The organism is Lipingzhangella halophila, from assembly GCF_014203805.1.
GTDB lineage: Bacteria > Actinomycetota > Actinomycetes > Streptosporangiales > Streptosporangiaceae > Lipingzhangella > Lipingzhangella halophila.
Genome location: NZ_JACHJT010000001.1, coordinates 4,348,536 through 4,364,817, shown reverse-complemented (window position 1 = coordinate 4,364,817; position 16,282 = coordinate 4,348,536). Strand labels below are relative to the sequence as shown.

General features: G+C 71.2%; 13 protein-coding genes. 9 read left to right on the top strand and 4 right to left on the bottom strand.

Annotation, left to right across the window (positions count from 1 at the left end; all coding sequences use genetic code 11):
• Window positions 1–24 precede the first annotated feature (24 nt).
• Window positions 25–1,602, top strand: coding sequence for an MFS transporter (locus F4561_RS20095; protein ID WP_184580919.1), 1,578 nt, complete (start codon window positions 25–27; stop codon window positions 1,600–1,602).
• A gap of 447 nt (window positions 1,603–2,049) precedes the next feature.
• On the opposite strand, the gene F4561_RS20090 is transcribed toward F4561_RS20095, so the two are convergent.
• From F4561_RS20090 to F4561_RS20080, 3 genes are all read right to left on the bottom strand, one after another.
• A complete protein-coding gene (locus tag F4561_RS20090; RefSeq protein ID WP_184580918.1) occupies window positions 2,050–2,259 on the bottom strand; it encodes a hypothetical protein in 210 nt (69 codons plus the stop codon).
• A 185-nt stretch (window positions 2,260–2,444) separates the two neighbouring features.
• Complete coding sequence (locus F4561_RS20085; RefSeq protein ID WP_184583920.1) at window positions 2,445–3,020, bottom strand: GNAT family N-acetyltransferase; 576 nt, start codon at window positions 3,018–3,020, stop codon at window positions 2,445–2,447.
• Window positions 3,020–4,390, bottom strand: a complete 1,371-nt coding sequence (locus tag F4561_RS20080) for a cobyrinic acid a,c-diamide synthase CobB (RefSeq protein ID WP_184583918.1) — start codon at window positions 4,388–4,390, stop codon at window positions 3,020–3,022. Before F4561_RS20080 ends, F4561_RS20085 begins: the two co-directional genes overlap by 1 nt.
• A 417-nt stretch (window positions 4,391–4,807) precedes the next feature.
• Here F4561_RS20080 and F4561_RS20075 point away from each other — a divergent pair, with 417 nt between their 5' ends.
• From F4561_RS20075 to F4561_RS20060, 4 genes are all read left to right on the top strand, one after another.
• Window positions 4,808–6,331 (top strand): PstS family phosphate ABC transporter substrate-binding protein, encoded by a 1,524-nt coding sequence (locus F4561_RS20075; protein ID WP_221445561.1) that lies wholly within the window; start codon window positions 4,808–4,810, stop codon window positions 6,329–6,331.
• Between the two features lie 162 nt (window positions 6,332–6,493).
• Window positions 6,494–7,249, top strand: a complete 756-nt coding sequence (gene cobI / locus F4561_RS20070; protein ID WP_184580917.1) for a precorrin-2 C(20)-methyltransferase — start codon at window positions 6,494–6,496, stop codon at window positions 7,247–7,249.
• Window positions 7,249–8,091, top strand: a complete 843-nt coding sequence (cobM, locus tag F4561_RS20065) for a precorrin-4 C(11)-methyltransferase (RefSeq protein ID WP_312885389.1) — start codon at window positions 7,249–7,251, stop codon at window positions 8,089–8,091. The genes cobI and cobM overlap by 1 nt, the downstream gene beginning before the upstream one ends.
• Before the next feature lie 2 nt (window positions 8,092–8,093).
• Window positions 8,094–9,266: a cobalt-precorrin-5B (C(1))-methyltransferase gene (locus F4561_RS20060; protein WP_184580916.1), complete on the top strand. Its 1,173-nt coding sequence runs from the start codon at window positions 8,094–8,096 to the stop codon at window positions 9,264–9,266.
• Window positions 9,267–9,290: 24 nt separating this feature from the next.
• Here F4561_RS20060 and F4561_RS20055 read toward each other — a convergent pair whose 3' ends face one another.
• Window positions 9,291–10,232: a chromosomal replication initiator protein DnaA gene (locus F4561_RS20055; RefSeq protein ID WP_184580915.1), complete on the bottom strand. Its 942-nt coding sequence runs from the start codon at window positions 10,230–10,232 to the stop codon at window positions 9,291–9,293.
• Between the two features lie 603 nt (window positions 10,233–10,835).
• Here F4561_RS20055 and F4561_RS20050 point away from each other — a divergent pair.
• The 4 genes from F4561_RS20050 (at window position 10,836) to F4561_RS20035 (ending at window position 16,246) form a co-directional block, all read left to right on the top strand.
• Window positions 10,836–11,504 (top strand): response regulator, encoded by a 669-nt coding sequence (locus F4561_RS20050; RefSeq protein ID WP_184580914.1) that lies wholly within the window; start codon window positions 10,836–10,838, stop codon window positions 11,502–11,504.
• 214 nt (window positions 11,505–11,718) lie between these two features.
• A complete protein-coding gene (locus F4561_RS20045) occupies window positions 11,719–12,483 on the top strand; it encodes an ABC transporter ATP-binding protein (protein ID WP_246437241.1) in 765 nt (254 codons plus the stop codon).
• Between the two features lie 6 nt (window positions 12,484–12,489).
• A complete protein-coding gene (locus F4561_RS20040; protein ID WP_184580913.1) occupies window positions 12,490–14,991 on the top strand; it encodes an ABC transporter permease in 2,502 nt (833 codons plus the stop codon).
• 109 nt (window positions 14,992–15,100) lie between these two features.
• On the top strand, window positions 15,101–16,246 hold the full coding sequence (locus F4561_RS20035) for a sensor histidine kinase (protein WP_184580912.1): 1,146 nt from the start codon (window positions 15,101–15,103) through the stop codon (window positions 16,244–16,246).
• Window positions 16,247–16,282 lie beyond the last annotated feature (36 nt).

Genomic DNA, 16,282 nt, shown 5'->3' with positions numbered 1-16,282 from the left:
TCCGACAAGTAAGAGGAGACTGCCATGTCCCCAGCGGCCGACACCCCGCCCAAGGCCGGCGTGCGGGAGTGGCTCGGGCTCACCGTCCTGGCCCTGCCGGTGCTGCTGCTCGCGCTCGACCTGACCGTGCTGCACCTAGCGCTGCCGCACCTGGCGGCCGACCTGAACCCGAGCGCCGTCCAGCAGCTGTGGATCCTGGATATCTACGGCTTCCTGGTGGCCGGGTTCCTGGTCACCATGGGCGGCCTGGCCGACCGCATAGGGCGCCGTAGGCTGCTGCTCATCGGCGCCGCCGCGTTCGGCCTGGCCTCGCTGGCCGCGGCCTTCGCCACCAGCCCCGCGATACTGATCGCCGCCCGCGCCCTGCTCGGCGTGGCCGGCGCGACCTTCACCCCCTCCAGCCTGTCGCTGCTGAGCAACATGTTCCGCGACCCGCGGCAGCGCGGCTTCGCCATGGCGGTGTGGATGGCGTGCTTCGCCAGCGGCGCCGCGGTGGGCCCCTCCGTCGGCGGGCTGCTGCTGGAGTGGTTCTGGTGGGGCGCGGTGTTCCTGCTCGGCGTGCCGGTGATGCTGCTGCTGCTCGCGGCGGGGCCGTTCCTGCTGCCGGAGTACCGCAACCCTGACCCCGGCCGGATCGACCCGCTCAGCGTGCTGCTGTCGTTGGCAACCATCCTGCTGGTGGTCTACGCGGTGAAGGACGCGGCCAAGGACGGCTGGCAACTGTCCACCGCGGCGGTGCTGCTGGCGGGGCTGGCCGCCGGGTGGGTCTTCGTGCGCCGCCAGCGCCGGCTGGACAGCCCGCTGCTGGACCTCACCCTGTTCCGGCACCGGGCGTTCAGCGTGGGGCTGGGCACCCTGCTGGCCGGCGGTATCGCCGGTGGCTCCGCCGTCATGCTGCTGTCGCAGTACCTGCAGCTCATGGTCGGGTTGTCTCCGCTGGTGGCGGGGCTGTGGCTGCTGCCGCAAGGGCTGGCGAGCATCCCCGCGGCGCTGCTGGCGCCGGCCCTCGCCACGCGGATCGGTCCCGGCCGCACCACCGCCCTGGCCATGCTGTTCCCCGCGGTGGGCCTGCTGAGCTTGACCCAGGTCGGGGGAGACGGCGGCTTCGGGTTCGTCATCGCCGGGTCCATCGTGTTGTCCCTGGGTATGGGGCTCGGGTCGGCGGTGATGGTCGACCTGGTCGTCAACTCCGCGCCGAAGGAGAAGAGCGGATCGGCCTCATCGGTGTTCGAGACGGTCGGCGAGCTGGGCCAGGCCACCGGGATCGCCACCCTGGGCGCGATCGCCACCGCCGTCTACCGGTTCGGCATCGCCGACACCGTGCCCGAGAGCACTCCGCGGGCCGCCGCGGAGGCCACCCGGGACAGCATGCCCGCGGCGGCCGCGGCCGCCGCGGACCTGGGCGGCGAAGCCGGGGACGCGCTGCTCGCCGCCGCCCGGGACGCCTTCGCCACCGGCATCACCACGGCCGGCTACGTGGGCGCCGCGCTGCTACTCGCCACCGCCGTTATGGCCTGGCGCTACCTGCCCAACACCCGCACCAGCGAGCCGGAGGAGGGCGAGGACACCGAGCTCGTGGGGAGCGGGACACGGGCCGACTGACCGCCGTTGGCCGACCGGTCTGGGCCCCGGGGTCGCCCGCATGCTCCCCGCGCACGCGGGGGCTGTCTTGGCGCTCGGCGTTCCGAACCGCGACCCGGTCATGGGGCAAGAAATCGGTACGAACAGAGCGGTTGAGGAGGCGTCCGACTTTGCGTCCAGCGCGGCGGGCCCGGTCGCGCTCGGCCTCGTCGGCGCGGTCAAGCACCACAGCCCCGGTATGCGCCAGCTCGTGTGCGATGCGCTGAGAGCCCATTGGCCGATGGTGTGTGCCCGGGCCTCAGCGCGGGGCTGGGTGGTGGGTGCGCTGTCGATGCGGCGCACGTGGTCCCAGTCCACGAGACAGTACCTACCTGGGGCTGCGTCAGTCTTCTGGCGGCCGTTTGCCGTCAGCGGCTTTCCCTCTCGTGGCCAGCCGGAACAAGCCGCGACCGTCGTGCTAAAGAGGATTCACCGCAGGAGATTGAGATTAGCGAGATTATTGTCGTCGACGACGACGCCGAGGACATTGGTGCTGATGTTGTTGAGGGTGTCGTCAATATCGGTGAGCTCGACATCGCTGACCTCGACCGCGGCGGCGGGCGTGGCCAGTGGGCCGACCAGGGCAGCAGCACCCAGAGCCAAGGCGGTGATGATCGCGCGCATGAGCTGGTTTCTCATGGTCTCCTCCCTTTGTTTTCCTGTGCTCCGAGTCCACCCTGACGGCGCAACACAAGAGAACAAACCAGACACTCTGGGTGATGAACCGATTTTTACCCTCGGCCCGCGGAACCGGCTGTCCTCCCGGGAACAACTACCAGTGCCCCTTCGAACCCCAGCGGGGCGGGCCCACCCCTGGGGGACGGCTACCCCAGATCGCCCGGGATGAGGCTGTAGACGGCGAGGTCGGCGCGGCCCTCGTGGAGGGGCATGGCGTTGCGTTCGGTGCCCTCGAAGTGGAAGCCGGTCTTCTCGGCCACCCTTCGTGAGGCGGTGTTGCCGGTTGCGGCCTTGAGCTCGACGCGTTGGAAACCCTGGTCCAGGGTCCAGCGCGCCATGGCCGCGACAGCCTCGGTGGCGAAGCCGTGGCCGCGCGCCCACGGGGCTACCCAGTACCCGACCTCGGTGCTCATCGCCTGCCACCGGGTGCGGGTGAGCCCGAACGAGCCCACGAACCGGTCCGTGGTTGCCTCGATCGCGGCCCACTGCTGGCCGTCACCCGAGGCACGCGCCCCCGGCGCGCTTTCCAGGCACCACTGCTGGGCGGCCTCGCGCGTGTAGGGCTGCCCGGGCCCCGGGATGGGCAGCCACCGCTGGGTTCCGGGGTCGCTCACGCCGGCGAGGACGTCGTCGATGTCGGCTTCGGTGAAGGCGCGCAGCCGCAGCCGGTCGGTGCGCAGGATGGCGGCCGGAAGCGTGGGTGTCGGGGAGTCAGAGGAAATCACGTGTCGTTCTCGCAGGCGAACTCGCGCACCGAGCCCAGGAAGCGGGTGGCGATCGCCGGGGTTCCGGCCCAGTGCAGGTGCAGGTAAGAAGCGTTCAGGGTCGCACTCGCGAAGCCCTCCGCGCTATCGGTTTTCCACTGCCAGGCCGGGTCCGGGCCGTGTGCGGGGGTGGTGGCGGTGCGGTGGAACTCGTGGCCGTGCACCCGGGATCCGGACCGGGCGAGCACGGAGTCGCGGACCGCCACAGCGGCGCGGTAGCCGAGGGTGAGGCGCTCCGTCATCCGCGCCTCGGCGGGCAGCACACCACACATAGGAGCGCCGTCGAGGTGCCGCGCCAGGTAGAGCAGGCCCGCGCACTCGGCGGCAACAGGGCCGCCCCGGGACGCGAGATCGGCCACGGACGCCCGCAACGCGCCATTGGCGGACAGCTCGGCCGCGTGCATCTCGGGGAACCCGCCACCCACGATCAGCCCGTGTGTGCCGCGGGGCAGTTCCTCGTCGTGCAGCGGGTCAAAGGAGACGACCTCGGCGCCGCCCGCCCGCAGCAGCTCCGCCTGCTCGGTGTAGCCGAACGTGAATGCCGGGCCGCCGGCGACCGCGACCGTGACGGGCCTCGGGGGCGGCGCTTCGGTGATCTCGGCCCCGGGGTCCCACGGCTCCCCGGCGAGCGGGCCCGCGCTGCCGGCGATCGCGGCGATCGCGTCCAGGTCGCACGAGCCCGCGACCAGCGCCCCCAGTGCGTCGACGGCCTTCCGGGCCGCGGACGCGCGTTCGGCGGCCGGGATCAGCCCGAGGTGCCGGGACGGGTTCTCGACATCGGGCTGGCGGCGGAGGGCACCGAGAACCTCGATCCCCACGTCGTCAAGGGCGGCGCGGAGCAGCTCTTCGTGCCGGTCGGAGCCCACCCGGTTGAGGATGACCCCGGCCACCCGCACCCGGGAGTCGAAGCTCCGGAACCCGTGCACGAGCGCCGCGACGGACCGGCTGGTGCGGGCGGCGTCCACAACGAGGATCACGGGCGCGCTCAGCAGGTGCGCGACGTGCGCCGTCGAGGCGAGGTCGCCCGGCCCCTCGAAGTGCCGCGGCTCGGACGCGCCGTCGAACAGCCCCATGACTCCCTCGATGACGGCGAGGTCCGCGCCCGCCGCCCCGTGCCGGAACAGGGAGGCGACGCGGTCCTCGCCGCACAGCACCGGGTCGAGGTTGCGCGGCGGCCGGCCGGTGGCCAGCGCGTGGTACCCGGGATCGATGTAGTCGGGCCCCACTTTGTGTCCGGAGACACGTCGCCCCCGCGCCGCCAGCGCGGCCATGAGCCCGGTTGCCACGGTGGTCTTGCCGCCGCCCGATGCCGGCGCCGCGATCACCACCCGCGGTACCTGCTTCACCGTTCCCCCCAGTCCGGACTGCTTCGCCGGTAACCGAGGTTACTCGGGCGCCCCCGCGGGGTTCCCGGCGCCTCCGCGAGAGGCGGGGGAGCCGCGGTAGGCGCTGGCCTCGTGCGCACTACCGCTCCCTAGGCGGAGCAACCGGCAGGGGCCGTTGCCGTACCGCGTTTGCCTTGTTCGCGGTGTCGACCCCGTGACCAGGGCCGTGGCGTGCTCGCCCGGAGTTGTGGCGTCGTGGCCTGCAACGCGGGGAAAGGGGGGCGTTGAACGCCGCGGCACGGCAACGGGCCCAGCTGGTGAACGTTGACGTACGGCTCGTCGTCGCGCTTCAACCGATCCCATTCCGGCCCGTAATATTCAGCACCCCTTGACCGTGTCAAAGTGCGAACTGGAGACAGATTGGACGGTATTTCCTGGAGCGCCGTTATCGCGGTGCTCGGCGTCATCGTCCCCATCATGGCGTTCCTGTACGAGTTCATTTTTGTTGGCCGCAAGCGGCTGGGCTACCGGGTGCAGATGGACACCACCGTCGCTGACGAGGTGGTCGCCCAGGGGCCGGAATCCGAGTCATGGAAACATCTGCAGTGGGAGGACGGAAGGCGGCTCGTTGATCCGTCGTTCGTTCTGCTGCGGATCGAGAACAACGGCGCAACCAATATCGACACCAGTGACTACGCCGTTCTGGAGCACCACAAGACCGGAATCAATGTCAGGTTCCCCGGTCGCAACGTGGTCAACATGGTACTCACCGAGCTCAGTGATGACTTTATCCGCGAAAATTTCGACGCGGATTCCGGATTCGGGTCACGGGGCGGTGAAATCCAGCTTCCCAAGGTTCCGCTGAACCGGTCCCAGTACTACAAGATCCTGGCGGTCCTCGAAACGAGTGACGGAGGCCCGCCATTCGACCCGCCCGAGGTGGTCGGCGGGATCAAAGGCGGAGTGGGGGCCGGTGGAATCAAGGAGACCAGGAGCCGTACCGGGACATCAGGTCCGGTCATCGCGCTGCTTTTCTTCCTCGTTCTGGTGATCATCGCACAACCGGCCGTCTCCTACGTCTTCGAGGACGAGGCCCCGCTGGACTGCGCCTCAGGTGAGCTCACCATAGTGGGGTCCACGGCATTCTCGCCCGTGCTGGAGGAGGCCGCCGAGATGTACGAGGACACCTGCCCGGGCAGCTCCTTCACGATCGACACGCAGGGAAGCACCGAAGGTCTGCGCAGGCTGGACGACGCGGAGAACCCGGAGGACATGCTGGCCTTCTCCGACGGGGAGAGCCCTGACGGATACCCGATGCTGCTGTCCCGGCCGATGGCGTTCTCGCTCTTCACCCTCGTCATCAACGAGGAGGCCGGGGTCCAGAACCTCTCCGCCCAACAAGTCGGGCAGCTCTACGAAGGAGAAATCCGCGACTGGAGCGAAATCGGCGGGAACGACGTTCCCGTCCGCCTCGTCAGCCGGCATTCGGACTCCGGGACGAGACGAACCTTCGAACAGCGGCTCCTCGAAGGCGAACGCGAGCCCGGAGACACCTCGGACGACTGCCTGGAGCTGGCCCCCGGGGCATCCGGTGTTCCTCGCTGCGAACGCGCTTCGACCAACGTGCTGTTGGACACTGTGGCCGAGACTCCGGGGGCGCTCGGCTACAGCGAGGCCGGGACAGCACAGGCGCGCCAGGACCTCCTCCCGGTGCGTATCGACGGCAACCGGGCCACACTGGAGGACGCCGACTATGGCGCCTATCCTTTCTGGGAGACCGAGTACGCCTACACCCACGGCGAGGCCGACGCGGAATCACTGACCGCGAGCTTCCTTCGGTACCTGACGAACGAGGTCGGCAGGGACATCATCCGTTCCCACGGCCACCGACCGTGCGCGGAGCTGCAGAACCCGATGCTGTGTCAGCCTGAGAACGAAGTGTGATCGCGCCCGTGGGCCGCTCGTGCCCGCAGCCGCGCCACGGGGCACCGGAGCGGAGGGCGCGGACGGTCAGGGGGACCCCTCTGCCGCGCTGACCCACACCGATACGCTGAGCTGCGGCATTGGAGAAAGGCAGCGTCTGTCAGTACCACGGAAAGCGGTGACATGGGCGGGAGTACGCGGCTCGTCGGGGTCGGGGTCGGCCCGGGAGACCCGGAACTGGTGACGGTGAAGGCCGTGCGGCGCATGTGCGCGGCCGACGTCGTACTCGTCCCGGTCCTGGCGCTGGACGAGCCGGGCCGGGCCGAGGCCACGGTGCGCGAGCACGTGCCCGAGGAGACCATCGAGCGCGTGGTGTTCGCGTTGAACGACCGGGGCGGGCGCAGCGAGCGCCGGACGCGCGCCTGGGACGAGGCCGCCCGGACCGTCGTGCGGCACTTCGAACAGGGAGCGCGCAGCGTCGCGTTCGCCACCATCGGAGACCCCAACATCTACTCGACCTTCAGCTACCTGGCGCGGACGGTGCGCGAGATGGCGCCGGACACCGAGATCGAGACCGTGGCGGGGATCACCGCCATGCAGGACCTGGCGTCGCGCTCCGGCAGCGTCCTGGTCGAGGGCATGGAGCCGCTGACGCTGCTTCCGGTGACCGCCGGAGTCGAGCGGCTGCGCGCGGCCCTGGCCACCGATGCCACGGTGGTGGCGTACAAGTTCGGCAGGTTCGCCCCGGACGTTGTCGCCGCGCTGCGAGAGTCGGGCCGGCTGGACGATGCCGTCTACGGCGCCCGCCTGGGCCTGGACGGTGAGGAGATCGATCCGGTGGCCAAACTGGAGGACGAGGCGCTTCCGTACCTGTCGACCCTGGTCGCCCCGGCGCGCCGGGGCGAGCGCGGCGGCAAACTGTCAGCGAGCGAGGAGTAGTGAGCGAGCGCGTGGAAGCCAGCGAGCGAGAGAACACCGGCGGCCCGGCGGGCCTGGTCACCTTCGTGGGGGCCGGACCGGGCGCGGCCGACCTGCTCACCGTCCGCGCGGTGCGCGCCATTGAGGCGGCCGACGTCGTGATCTGGGCGGCGAGCCTGGTGCACGCCGATGTCCTGGAGTACGCGCGCGAGGACGCCGAGATCGTCGACTCCGCGAAGCTGCCCATGGAGGGGGTGCTGCCCTACTACGAGCGCGCCGCCAACGAAGGGCTGCGCATCGCCCGCATCCACTCCGGTGATCCCGCGTTGTGGGGGGCCATGCAGGAGCAGTTGGACCAGTGCACCGGCATGGGCCTGGAAGCCGAGGTCATCCCGGGCGTGTCGGCGTTCAGCGCGGTCGCGGCGCTCGCCCAGCGCGAGCTCACCATCCCCGAGGTCGCCCAGTCGGTGATCCTGACCCGGCTCGGCGGCGGCAAGACGCCGATGCCAGCGGGGGAGGAGGTCCGCGAGTTCGCCCGGCACGGCACCACCATGGCGCTGTTCCTCTCGGCCGCCCGCTCCGGCCAACTGCGGCAGGAGCTGCTCGACGGCGGCTACCCGCCCGATACGCCGTGCCTGATCGGGTACCAGGTCACCTGGCCCGAGGAACTGGTCGTGTGGTGCACCCTGGACGAGCTGGAGGCCACCACCAAGGAGCACAAGCTCTGGAAGCACACGCTGGTGCTGGTGGGCCCGGCGCTGTCGGCCGGCGGCACGCGCTCGCACCTGTACCACCCCGGGCACTTCCACGGGTACCGCCGCGCCGACCGCGCGGCGCGGCGCGAGCTGCGCGAGGCACGGTAGGCATGAGCGAGCCGCCTGGCCCCGGCGGGGACCCCGACCCGGCTCCCGAACTGCGCGAGCCCGACCTTCCGCGCACCGCCAAGGTGCGGCAGAAGGCGCTGCGCACGGGCTGGACGACCGGCACCTGCGCGTCGGCCGCGGCCAAGGCCGCCGCGCAGGCCATGGCCACGGGCAGCCCCGTGGAAACGGTCGAGGTGGCGCTGCCCACGGGCCGGCGGATCACGTTCGCGACCGAGCGGTGCGAGGTGCTCTCCGCCGACCGGGCGGAGGCGGTGGTGGTCAAGGACGGCGGCGACGACCCCGACGTCACGCACGGCGCGCACATCACGGCCACTGTCACCCGCGCGCCGGAACCCGGCCTGGAGATCGACGGCGGGGTCGGCGTGGGCGTGGTCACCAAGCCGGGCCTGGGACTCGACGTGGGCGGCCCGGCCATCAACGACGTGCCCCGGCAGATGATCACCCAGGCGGTGCGGGAGATGATCAACGTCGCCAGGGACGGCGTCCAGGTGGTCATCAGCGTGCCCGACGGCGAGCGGATGGCGCGCAAGACCACCAACGCCAAGCTCGGCATTCTCGGCGGGATTTCCATCCTGGGCACCACGGGCATCGTCCGGCCGTTCTCCACGGCGTCCTGGCGCGCCAGCGTCGAGCAGGCGGTCTCGGTCATGGCGGCCCAGGGCGAGCGAACGCTGGTGCTGTGCACCGGCGGCCGTACCGAGAAGGGGGCGATGCGGCTGCACCCCGCCCTGCCGGACACCTGCTTCGTCGAGGTGGGCGACTTCACCGGCGCTGCCCTGCGCCGCGCGATGGACAACGGCCTGAACCGGGTGGTGTTCGTGGGCATGGCCGGCAAGCTGACAAAGCTCGCGGCCGGGGTGCTGATGACCCACTACACCCGCTCCAAGGTGTCCACCTCGCTCCTTGGCGGGATCACCCGGGAGGTCAGCGACGACGATGGGCTGGCCCGCCAGGTCGACGCCGCCAACACCGGCCGGCACGCCTACGAGCTCTGGGACGCCGCGGGTCTGCTGGAGCCCGCCGGGGAGGTGCTGTGCCAGCGGGTGGCGGAGGTACTCGAACGCTTCACCGAGGACACGATGCGGGCCGAGGTGGCCATGGTCGACTTCACCGGGAACACTGTGGTGGCGGCTTACCCGCGCCCGCACGGGTGACCCCGGTGGCGGCCGGCTGGCCGCTCATGACTCGTCCCCGCTTTGGAAGTACCGGTAGAGGTTTTCGAGCGCCGCGGTTTCGACGTTCTCCGGGAGCGCGGGCAGCCGGAAACCGTTGTCCCGGATGTGGGCGACCAGTTCGGGTTGCGGCGGGGCACCGTGCGCGCGCAGGTAGTAGCCGACCGATCCGGGCCAGATCCAGGTGCCGTCGGTGTGGTAGGTCAGGGGCACGTTGGCGGGGCGCCCGGGGGCCAGCAGGTCCTCGCTGAAGCTGCGCGCCGACAGGATGATGGGCGCGTCCGCCAGGTAGCGGACCACCGCGTCCCGTGCCTCGGGAGGGACCGGGGGCCGCTGGAAGATCGGGGTGCCGTCGGGTTGGGTGCCGTCGTACGGTTTGGCGATGGACACCGTTGCCCCGGTCGGCCGGTGTGCCTGTCCGTGAGCGGGCGCACTCGCCGGCGTGCTGGGAGGTCCGGTTGGCGCGCCGGCCCCTCGGCCGGCCGGTGCTCTGGCCGCCTCGTCGGGAGCCCCGCCGCCCGGCGGTCTGCCCCACCACTCCGGAATGTGCTGTGCGTCGCGGGGGAACATCCGGAGTTCCTCGTCACGCGCGCTCTCGGGCGGGGCCGACACCCAGGCGGGCTCGTTGTCCTGGTCGTAGGCAACGCTGTAGCCGGAGGAGCTGGTGAGCCGGTACGTGGCGGTGAACCAGGTGCCGACGCCAGGGCGGTACATGCCCGCGCGCAACCGCTGGAACCTCTTCGCCAGATCGGGAGGTGGCTCGTGCGAACTGGGCCGTTGTCCCATCCGCTGGATCTGCCCCAGCATCTCGCTGTGTGACCCCAGGGCACGGTAGCTCACCGCGACCTCCTGCCAGCCTTCGGGTAGAGAGTGGGACAGCAGCAGGGTGATCTGCAGCAGCAGGTCGTTCTGCTCCTCCGGGCCCAGGGGTCTGGGATCGCTCAGCACAGGTATCGTTCCTCTCCGTGCCGATCCGAGGTTCGGTCATCACGGTCAGCGCCACCCTACAAACCCCCGCGGTTGTCCCGATCCCGCGTGCGGCCGGGCCCGACGTCTCCTCGCCTAGGTCGGTGATGTGGGTACGTGGTGCGGTGCCCGACGGGGCGGCGAGGACGGCGGTGGGCCGGCCCCCGGGTGATCGGTTCTGGTGCCCGGGGGTGACGCGCCCGACGACCGGGGTCCTGGCCCGTGGCTGGGCCCGTCGGTCGTGGCTGTGGCGCCAGACTTCGGGGGAAACACGGCGAAACGGGCGGGTGTGGGTGCGGGTTCCGCGGCGAGGGTGTCCGTGGGGACATGTTCAGCGACGAGAATGTCCTCTCGGTCACTCTCGCTGCGGCCCATCAGCGATCACCCGGGGGCCGGGCCACCCGCCGTCCTCGCTGTCCCGTCGCGCGCGCAACCATCGGGTACCAGCACCGATCACCGCTGGCCCCGGCCATCCGCCGTCATCGCCGCCCCCGTTAGGCGCTGCACCACCCACCCACATCACCGATCTAGGATGTGCAGCGGCGCAGAGGCCAGCACGGGGAAACCGGACGGGAGCACAGGGCGATGATCCGCGTTGTACTCGTCGATGACCAGGAACTGGTGCGGGCGGGCTTTCGGATGGTCCTTGACGCACAGGCCGATATCGAGGTTGCCGGAGAGGCCGGAGACGGCGAGACCGCGCCGGAGCTGCTGCGGACGCTCACGGCCGATGTCGTCCTCGTGGACATCCGGATGCCGCGTGTGGACGGCGTGGAGGCGACCCGCCGCATCTGTGCCACCGAGGGCGGCCCGCGCGTGCTGATCCTGACCACCTTCGACCTGGACGAGTACGCCTACGCCGCGTTGCGGGCCGGGGCGAGCGGCTTCCTGCTCAAGGACGCCCCGCCGGAGGACCTGCTGTCGGCGATCCGCTCCGTGCACTCTGGTGACGCGGTGGTCGCGCCCAGCACGACGCGGCGGCTGCTGGACCGCTTCGCCGGTCAGTTGCCCGTCAGCGGTGATGAGCCGCCCGCCCCTGAGTCACTCGACGCGCTGACCCCGCGGGAGCGCGAAGTGCTCGCGCTGGTGGCGCGCGGGATGTCGAACCTCGAGATCGCCGGTCGGCTGTACGTGTCCGAGGCCACGGTCAAGACGCACGTGGGGCGGATCCTGACCAAGCTCGACCTGCGCGACCGGGTGCAGGCGGTGGTGCTCGCCTACGAGACCGGCCTGGTCGACGTCCGCGGCGCCTGAGCGTCCGCGGGTGAGACCTGGGTCGTAGTACCGCGCGACCGGCCGACCTCAGGTGTACGGCGAAGACCCGTCTCGCGGGCGACGCCGCGCCGCGGCTTGCCGCGCCAGGGTTGGGACCGTTCGCGGGCGCCCGCCGGCCCTGAGCGGTTCGCTCCGGCGCGAGGCGCCCGATCCCACCAGGCGGGCGCCCAGCGGGTGCCGGGAAGGAGCCGGGTTGCCTCGCACAGCACCCGAAGAGACCAGTGGCACGGGTACGCGGGCGGTCACCGCCCACGACGTGGTCAAGGTCTACGGCGACGGGGACGCCTCGGTCGCGGCGCTGAACGGTGTGTCGATGGAGTTCGCCTCCGGCACGTTCACCGCGATCATGGGGCCGTCCGGGTCGGGCAAGTCGACGCTGATGCACTGCCTCGCCGGCCTCGACGAGGTCACATCGGGTTCGGTCGTCCTCGGCGGAACCGAGCTCGTCGGGCTGGGGGATAAGCAGCTCACCCTGCTGCGCCGGCAGCGGGTGGGGTTCGTGTTCCAGACGTTCAACCTGCTGCCCACCCTCACGGCGCGGCAGAACATCACCCTGCCGCTGGACATCGCCGGCCGGCGGGACACCGACCCGTCCTGGCGCGACCGGGTCGTCGACACCCTCGGTCTGCGCGACCGCCTCGACCACCGGCCGAGTGAGCTGTCGGGTGGCCAGCAGCAGCGGGTCGCCTGTGCGCGTGCCCTGGTCACCAGCCCGGATGTGGTGTTCGCCGACGAGCCCACCGGCAACCTCGACTCCGCCTCCGGGGCGGAGGTGCTGGCGTTCCTGCGCATGTCCGTGTACGAGCTGGGCCAGACCGTGGTGATGGTCACCCACGACGCGGGGGCGGCCAGCTACGCCGACCGGGTGGTGTTCCTGCGCGACGGCGCGTTTGTGGACGAGATGGCCGACCCGAGCATCGAGCGCGTGCTCGAGGCGCTCAAATCGCTGGAAGGGTGACGCGCCGTGCTGGGCATCACACTCGCGAACCTGCGCGCCCACAAGGGGCGCCTGCTGCTGTCGTCGCTGGCGATCGTGCTCGCGACGGCCTTCGTCGCCGCCGCGTTCGTGTTCACCGACGCGATGCGGGCAGCGCTGTCCGGTGGGGCCACCGAGGACCTGGGCGAGTCCGACGTCGTGGTGACGTCGCCGCGCACGTCGGGCAATAGAGATGTCCCCGCAGAGGTGCTCGACGCCGTTCGGGAGGTCGACAGTGTCGCTGGCGCGGAGCGGCGGGTCACCTCGCGGTCGGCGTTGCGTTCCACCGACGACCGGTTCGAACCCGCGGCGGTGGTCAGTGTCACTCCCGACACCGGGGTGGGCTGGCCGGAGGTCGTCCGGGGCGAGCTCGCGGACCAGCCCGGTGAGGCGGTACTCGACCGCGGTACCGCCCGGACCAGGGGAGTCGACGTTGGCGACACCGTCAGTGTGCCGCGTGCGTGGGAGGGCCCCGACTCGGATGCCGGGGGCAACCAGGAGCTACGCGTCGTCGGCCTGGTGGATGTCGCCGACTCCGCCAGCTTCGCGGGCAGCCCGTTCGTCGGAGTGACCGCGGAGCAGGTACGGGCGCTCACGGACGACAGCACCGCCCGCATGGTCCTGGCGGTGGCCCGGGATGATGTCTCCGCGGCGGACCTCGCGGCCGAAGTCGACAACGCTGTCGCAGGCCAGTTCGAGGTGCGCACCGCCGAGGAGCACGCCAGCCAGCAGACCTCGGCCGGAGGGGCCGGGATGAGATCCGCGCTGCTGGGCTTCGCCGGGGTCGCCCTGCTCGTCGCCGCCATCGTGATCGCCAACACGTTCAGCATCCTGCTCGCCCAGCGCACCCGGGAGATGGCGCTGCTGCGCTGCGTCGGGGCGACTCGTGGCCAGGTGTTCCGCTCGGTTGTGGCCGAGTCCGTGGTGCTCGGCCTCGCGGGGTCCGCGGTCGGGGTGCTCACCGGGTTCGGGCTCGCCTACGGTGTGGGGGCGGTGCTGGACGCCGCGGTCGACAACTTCCCGCTTGGCGCGGTCACGCTCTCGGCGACCGCCGTGCTCGTTCCCGTGGCCGTCGGAGTGCCGGTCACGGTCGGTGCCGCCATACTGCCCGCCCGCGCCGCGACCCGCATCCCGCCCGTCGCCGCATTGCGCGACCAGGCGACACCCGCTCGCCGGGCCGGGTGGATGCGCGTCACCTTCGCGGCGGCGGCGCTGCTCACCGGGGCCACGGGCCTGGTCCTCGGCACCATGGTGGTGGAGTCGCCCGAAACCGCTCTTCTTCTCGCGTTCGCTGGTGGCGCGTCGGCGTTCCTCGGCGTGCTTCTCGCCGGCCCAACGCTGCTCCCCCCGTTCGTCCGCCTCGTGGGCGCCGTCCTTGGCCGGGCTCTGGGTACACCGGGTCGGCTCGCCGCCGTCAATGTCACCCGCAACCCGCGACGGTCGGCGGCCACCGTCTCGGCGCTGCTCGTCGGGGTGACACTGGTCAGCCTGATGAGTGTGGGCGCCGCGTCGGTGCGGGCGACGGTGACATCGTCGCTGAACGAGGAGTTTCCGGTCGACTACATGGTCCAGTCGGAGGCGGGCATGCCCGCCTCGGTGGGCGACAACATCCGCGACATCCGCGGCCTGTCCGACGTCACCGTCGTCCGCGGCGCCACCGCGGACCTGCACGGGAGCCAGATCCAGGTCACTGGGTACAACCCGCGAAAGCTGGCCGAGGTGACCTCCCAACTGCCGGAAATCGCCGGACTCGAGCAGGGCGAGGTGGTGCTCACCAAGAAGCTGGCGCGCCGGCTGGACGTCGGCCCGGGGGACGCGATCCGCCTCGGTGGCGATGGTGGGAACACCGCGACGCTCACGGTCAGCGCCGTCCAAGCCGCCGCTGACGGCCCGGAGGTCGCCCACATCACCCATCAGGACCTCGAACGTATCCTGCCCGAGGCCCCCGTCATGGGAGTGTTCGCCCGCGCGGCGCCCGAGGCCGACCTCACCCAGGTGAGCTACGCCCTCAACAGCGCCACAGTCGGCGATGACATCTCGGTTGTCGGCACCGCCGAGACCAAAGCCGTCTACACCGAGACGCTGGACACGGTGTTGCTCGTGTTCACCGCACTGCTCGCGATCGCCCTGATCATCGCCGTCGTCGGGATCGCCAACACCCTGGCGCTGTCCGTCATCGAACGCACCCGCGAACTGGCCCTGCTGCGTGCGCTCGGGCTGACCCGCGGGCAGCTCCGCGCGACACTGGCCGTCGAGGCGGCGCTGCTGGCGGCCGTCGGCGCGCTGCTCGGGGCGGGGTTGGGCACCGTCTTCGGCTGGGCCGGAATCACCACGATCCTCGCGTCGCAGTTCGAGGTCGTGCTCAGTGTCCCCGAACTGCGCCTCGCCGGACTCATCGCCGGGGCCGTGCTCGCCGGGCTGCTGGCGTCGGTGCTGCCCGCGCGCCGTGCTGCCCGCACCTCGGTGGTCTCCGCGTTGGCCGACGAGTGACGAGTGGGCTGGCGGGTCGTAGGAGACCCGCCAGCCCACCGTCGCGGCCAGCTGAGTGTCAGTACAGCGAACATACGCTGAGGGAGTGTTTCGCGCGGTGCTTACGTGGATGCGGAACCACCCCCGGGTAGCCGATGGCGCGGTCGCCGGGGCGGTGTTCCTGTACAGCCTGCCGATACAGGTCGCCTACGCTCCGGAGCACCCGCCCTTCGTTGGCGTCGTGCTGATCGCGGGGTTGTGCGCTCCGTATGTGTTTCGCCGGGACCGTCCCTTAGCGACCTTCGCGGTCATGGCGCTCACCGCCTTCGCGCAGTGGCTGCTCGGGGTGATGCTGCTGCCGGCCACCTTCATGCTCTTCTTCGGGCTCTACAACGCCGCGGCGCGGTGCGGCCGGTGGGTGTCGGCCGCGGTGGCCGCGATCGTGGAGATCGGGGTCGTCCTCGCTGTGCTGGAGTGGGGAGCCGACCCGATAATGGAGCTGTTCACCGGAACGGCCCTCGTCGTGTCCGTGTGGATCTGGGGCTACACCATCGGTACCCGCCGCGCCTACCTGGCGAGCCTGGAGGAACGCGCCGTACGGCTGGAGCGCGAGCGGGACAACCAGGCCCAGATCGCGGCCGCCGCCGAACGCGCCCGCATCGCGCGCGACATACACGATGTGGTCTCGCACAGCCTCAGTGTGATGGTGGTGCAGGCCGACGGCGCGGCCTACAGCCTGCGCGGCCAACCCGACCGCGCGGAGCGGGCGCTGGCGACCATCAGCGACACCGGCCGCACCGCCCTGACCGAGATGCGGCGCATGCTGGGAGTCCTGCGGGATGGCGAGCCAGAACACGACTCGTACGCGCCGCAACCGGGGATCGCGCAGCTGGACCAGTTGGTGGCGGGTGTGCGGCGCTCGGGCCTGCCCGTGCATCTCACGGTGGAGGGAGTGCCACGGGACCTGCCGGCCGGCATGGAGCTGGCGGTGTACCGCATCGTGCAGGAGGCGCTCACCAACACGCGCAAGCACGCCGGGCCCAACGTGAGCCGGGTGCGGGTGCGGCTGCGGTACGGACAGGACGTCCTGGAGATCCGCATCCGCGACGACGGTCGCGGCGCCGCCGTCGTCCATTCGGGAAGTGGGGCCGAGGGCGGGCACGGACTCGTGGGCATGCGGGAGCGGGCCGCCGCCTATGGCGGGTCCATCCGCACCGGCCCGCGGGCCGGGGGAGGGTTCGAAATCGCCGCGTCGTTGCCGCTCGAAGCGGAGTGAGTCCGCCGCTGTTGCCCAGGGGCCGTGGAGCGCCGG

Bases quoted from the DNA above. Each gene is read 5' to 3' on its own strand.
- cobI (WP_184580917.1), top strand. From the start codon at position 6,494: ATGGGCGGGAGTACGCGGCTCGTCGGGGTCGGGGTCGGCCCGGGAGAC.
- F4561_RS20050 (WP_184580914.1), top strand. From the start codon at position 10,836: ATGATCCGCGTTGTACTCGTCGATGACCAGGAACTGGTGCGGGCGGGC.
- F4561_RS20095 (WP_184580919.1), top strand. From the start codon at position 25: ATGTCCCCAGCGGCCGACACCCCGCCCAAGGCCGGCGTGCGGGAGTGG.
- F4561_RS20090 (WP_184580918.1), bottom strand. From the start codon at position 2,259: ATGAGAAACCAGCTCATGCGCGCGATCATCACCGCCTTGGCTCTGGGT.
- F4561_RS20060 (WP_184580916.1), top strand. From the start codon at position 8,094: ATGAGCGAGCCGCCTGGCCCCGGCGGGGACCCCGACCCGGCTCCCGAA.
- F4561_RS20035 (WP_184580912.1), top strand. From the start codon at position 15,101: ATGCGGAACCACCCCCGGGTAGCCGATGGCGCGGTCGCCGGGGCGGTG.